Origin of the sequence: Pseudomonas sp. (assembly GCF_026224925.1) — a bacterium.
In the GTDB taxonomy this organism is placed as follows: Bacteria; Pseudomonadota; Gammaproteobacteria; order Pseudomonadales; family Pseudomonadaceae; genus Aquipseudomonas.
This window is the reverse complement of the sequence record NZ_JAMFRV010000056.1, coordinates 1-4,500: the sequence shown is the minus strand read 5'-3', so window position 1 is coordinate 4,500 and position 4,500 is coordinate 1. Positions and strand designations below refer to the sequence as shown.

The following is a 4,500-nucleotide window of genomic DNA, read 5'->3' as shown; positions in this document are numbered from 1 at the left end:
CAATCATCGAGACTGCTACATCTGTCATTTTCTGCTGCACACCGACAAACCGGTCACCGCCAATGACTTCAAGCTGTCGGTGATTGATCTGCACCGCGCTCAGGCCCGTAAGACGATTACCTTACGCTGGCGCAATAAAGACCTGGCCGCGCTGTATTTCTCGGCGCTGGAAATTGGTCTGACCCAGCGCGATAAATTGCGTTTCTTGTGCGGATACTTCCAACTTCCGTTGCGCCAGGTAATCGCACAGGAATCGGCATTGCTCGCTTGGCTTGAAACCAAAGCCGCCAAGTTGTATGCGCGCAAACAGCGTTACGGAGATGCGCTGTAATGGCGGGTGATAAAACCAGTGCGGCGAACCGCAATACCTTCGTCAGCTTTGTTGAGGGGCGGCAATGAGTGACTTCTTCGCAGCAGCCGATCGCGGGTTGCTTGAGCGCCATGGCCTGGCTGATTTCAATACCCTGTGGGAAGTGCAGCTGGATGCCGTTGACGAGCCCAACACTGGGCGCGGTGGCTGGAGCAGCGTGTTTCGTCTAGAACTGGAAGGTTCGGGCTTTTACCTGAAGCGTCAGAGCAATCACCTCACCCGAACCTTTAATCGGCCGTTCGGTGAGCCCTCGTTCTCCCGTGAGTTTCGCAACATCAGCCGATATCAGACGTTGGGAATTCCTGCCTTGCAGGCGGTGTTCTTCGGCGAACGCCTTATCGAGGGCGAACGCCGAGCAATCCTCATGACCCGGGCGCTGGACAGCTGGACGGATCTGGACACGTTATTGCAGCAATGGTCAACGTTGAGCGCCCATCAGCGGTTGTCGATTCTGCAGGCCTGCGGCCAACTGGCGCGCACACTGCACACGGCGGGACAGATTCATGGCTGCTTCTACCCCAAGCATATTTTCCTGCGCTCGCGTGCCAATGTGTATGTGGCGCAGCTGATCGATCTGGAAAAAACCCGGCCTGCGTTGTTTGGCTGGCGTGACCGGATCAGGGACCTTGAACCATTGCTGCGTCGGGCGCCAGTCTGGACTGAGGCTGAGGCGCGCGAACTGCTGGCAACTTACCTTCAAGGCCTTGCAAACAGTGAGCTGGTCGACCTTTGGTGGCAGCGTTTGAGCAAGCGCAACAGTGATAAAGAGGCGCGTTAATGCAGTTGTCCGAACTGAAATCCGCCGGGCGTACGCCGACGCTGCCTATCAATCTGGCGCTGGCGGATGCTGCCGGCCCGGCTGAACTGCAATTGCTGACGCTGTTACGCGTATTGCCTGGGCAGCGCTATGTCGGCGCCGGCATTTGGCGCGGGCGTCCGGTGTTGGCGAAATTGCTGGTTGGAGCAAAGGCTGCCCGCCACTTTCAGCGTGAGCGCGATGGCGTTCATCTGCTTGCCGAACAAGGCATGACCACTCCGTTGCTGTTGGTTGAAGGTCTGAAGGATGGCGAGGGCGGATGGCTGCTGTTCGAGTTTCTGGAGTCTGCGCAAAGTCTCGGCGCTGCCTGGGCCGCAGTCGAAGGCTTGCCGGCATTGGCCGATGAGCAGCAAACCGTACTGGGCGACGCGCTGACAGCAATCGGGCAGTTGCACAGCAAGGGCCTGTGGCAGCAAGACCTGCACCTCGATAACTTGCTGCGTCACGGCGGGAAATTGTTTTTGATCGATGGTGCCGGGATTCGCGCCGAGCAGCCCGGCAAGCCGCTGTCGCGACATCGTGTGCTGGAAAATCTCGGTGTATTTTTTGCCCAGTTGCCGAAGGTTCTGGAGCCGTTCACCGAGGAGCTATTGGTGCATTACTTGTTGAGCAATGGTGAACATGCCTTGCCCATGGAGGCCCTGCAAAAACAGATCAACAAAACCCGCGGCTGGCGCTTGAAGGATTTTCTGAGCAAGGTCGGGCGTGATTGCAGTCTCTTTAGTGTCAACGACGGGCCATTTGGCCTGCGCGCCATTCGCCGGGAAGAAGTCACGGCGATGACACCTGTTCTGACCGATGCAGATACGTTGCTGAACCGGGGGCATTTTTACAAAACCGGGGGCTCGGCCAGCGTCGGTCGAGTGGAGGTGGCGGGTCGGCCACTGGTGATCAAACGCTACAACATCAAAAACTTCGCGCATTGGCTCAAGCGCTTCTGGCGCCCAAGCCGAGCCTGGCATTCTTGGCGGGAAGGCAATCGTCTGGCGTTCCTCGGCATCGCCACGCCGAAACCGTTGGCGTTGCTGGAACAGCGCTTCTTATGGCTGAGGTACAAGGCGTATCTAGTCACCGATTATTTGCCGGGGCCGGACATCATCGAGCGGCTCGCGCCCTATGTCGCAACGGGCAACGCGCCGCAAGAAGAACTGACGGCCTTGGACCACCTGTTTGCGCAGCTCATTGAGGAGCGCATCAGTCATGGTGATCTCAAGGGTCATAACGTGCTCTGGCAGCAAGACCGCTGGGCGCTGATCGACCTTGACTCCATGTGCCAACACACCTCGGCCTCATCCTTTGCAACGGCCTTCGCTCGCGACCGAGCAAGGTTCATGCGTAATTGGCCGGTTGAGAGTGCACTGCACCAGCTACTGGAAAGTCGCCTGCCGCGGGGTTGATAGGCCAGGTCAGGCGTCATGCCAAGGTTCTGTGGGACCGAATTTATATCGGGAAGCGGTCAGCGCGGTTTATCTGGCAGACCGCGTCGTTCCCTTCGCGAACAAGTTCGCTCCCACCGAAATCCGGATGATACACAGCCCTATGAAGGCCCGACCACAGTCAGCCTCATTACGCTATAATCCCGCCCTTTAGCTGTTCCTCGCCCGTTTGCGAGGGCACAATTTTTCTCAGGCGCGTGTCGCCTGCGTACAGACTAAAGAGGCTAGACCCCTGTGGCATTGACGATTCTTGGCCTGTCCGGCGCCCTTAGCCATGATCCTTCTGCAGCCCTGTATATAGATGGCAAGCTGGTTGCGGCTGCCGAAGAAGAACGCTTCGTTCGCGATAAACACGCAAAGAACCGCATGCCGTACGAATCGGCAAAGTTCTGTCTGGAACAAGCGGGCATCAAACCGTCGGACGTTGACGTGGTAGCGATTCCATTCGCGCCAGTCAGCCTGTTCGGTAAAGCGCGCTGGCACTACGCCAAGCGCTACTGGTATGCACCGGATCGTGCGCTTGATGCGCTGTTGATGGGCAACCGTCGCTATAAGCGCTATCGCAACAAAATCGTCTTCTGCCTGGAACAACTGGGCTTTGATCCGAAGAAGATCAAGATCGAACCCGTTGAGCACCATTTGGCTCATGCTTCCAGCGCTTACCACTGCTCCGGTTTCAAAGAAAAAACCGCGATCATGGGCATCGATGGCAAGGGTGAATACGCCACCACGTTCTTCGGCTACGGGGAAAACGGCAAGATCCACAAGATCAAAGAATTCTTCGATCCGGATTCCCTTGGCGGTTTGTATGGCGCAATCACTGAATTCCTCGGCTTCGAAATGCTTGATGGCGAGTTCAAAGTGATGGGCATGGCGCCGTACGGCGATGCCAGCAAATACGATTTCTCGCGTTTGGCGACCTTTGAAAATGGCGAACTAGTGATCAACACCGATTACGCCAACGTCGTCGGTCTGCGTCGCTATAAAGAGAAGGGCAAAGGTTTCTATTTCTCGCCAAAATTGATCGAATGGCTCGGCCCACGTCGTCAGGGTGATGTCGCCGACGAGCCGTACATCCATTACGCCGCCAGCATTCAAGCCTTGTTTGAGAAGCTGTCGTTGCAGATGATGGACTTCTATCTGGGCGACATCCTCAAGGAAACCGGCAAGCTGGCCTTCGCCGGCGGCTGTGCGCTGAACGTCAAGCTGAACCAGAAGATCATTGCGCGTCCTGAAGTCAAAGAGCTGTTCGTGCAACCGGCTTCCGGCGATGCCGGGACTGCGGTCGGCGCGGCGGCCTATGTGTCCGAGTCGCGTGGCGTGCCGGTCGAGAAGATGGAACACGTCTACCTCGGTCCGTCGTACAGCAACGAAGACGTGATCGCCGCGTGCGCGCGTCACCCGAGCAAACCGGTCTGGCGCCAGATCGACAACACCCCGGAGCGCATCGCCAAGATCATGGTCGAGGGCAATCCGGTGGCCTGGTTCCAGGGGCGCATGGAGTTCGGTCCGCGTGCCTTGGGCGGTCGTTCGATCATTGGTTGCCCGAGCATTCCCGGCGTGGCCAACCGCATCAACGAACAGATCAAGTTCCGCGAGCGCTGGAGGCCTTTCTGCCCGTCGATGCTCGACACCGTTGCGCCACAGATGATCAAGGTCGATCACCCGGCGCCGTTCATGACCTTCACCTTTGAAGTGTCGGAAGAATGGAAAACCCGAGTGCCGGAAGTGGTCCATGAAGATGGCACCTCCCGCGCCCAGGTGCTCAAGCGCGAATACAACCCGCGCTACTACGACATGATGAAAGAGCTGGAAGTGCTGACCGGCAACGGTGTGTCGCTGAACACCTCGCTCAACCGTCGTGGCGAAGCGATGAT

Annotated in this window: 4 protein-coding genes; all 4 read left to right on the top strand. The window is 57.6% G+C overall.

Features of this window, described 5'->3' with window-relative positions:
- Window positions 1-331: lipopolysaccharide kinase InaA family protein (locus tag M0974_RS02440; RefSeq protein WP_297832258.1), on the top strand; the 331-nt coding region annotated here is incomplete at its 5' end.
- Between the two features lie 64 nt (window positions 332-395).
- Window positions 396-1,148, top strand: coding sequence for a lipopolysaccharide kinase InaA family protein (locus M0974_RS02435; protein WP_297832255.1), 753 nt, complete (start codon window positions 396-398; stop codon window positions 1,146-1,148).
- The gene (locus M0974_RS02430) at window positions 1,148-2,584 is read left to right on the top strand and encodes a lipopolysaccharide kinase InaA family protein (protein WP_297832252.1); all 1,437 of its coding nucleotides are present in this window, start codon (window positions 1,148-1,150) and stop codon (window positions 2,582-2,584) included. The genes M0974_RS02435 and M0974_RS02430 overlap by 1 nt, the downstream gene beginning before the upstream one ends.
- Window positions 2,585-2,857: 273 nt before the next feature.
- Window positions 2,858-4,500 (top strand): carbamoyltransferase (locus M0974_RS02425; RefSeq protein ID WP_297832249.1); only part of this gene is annotated, 1,643 nt, incomplete at its 3' end.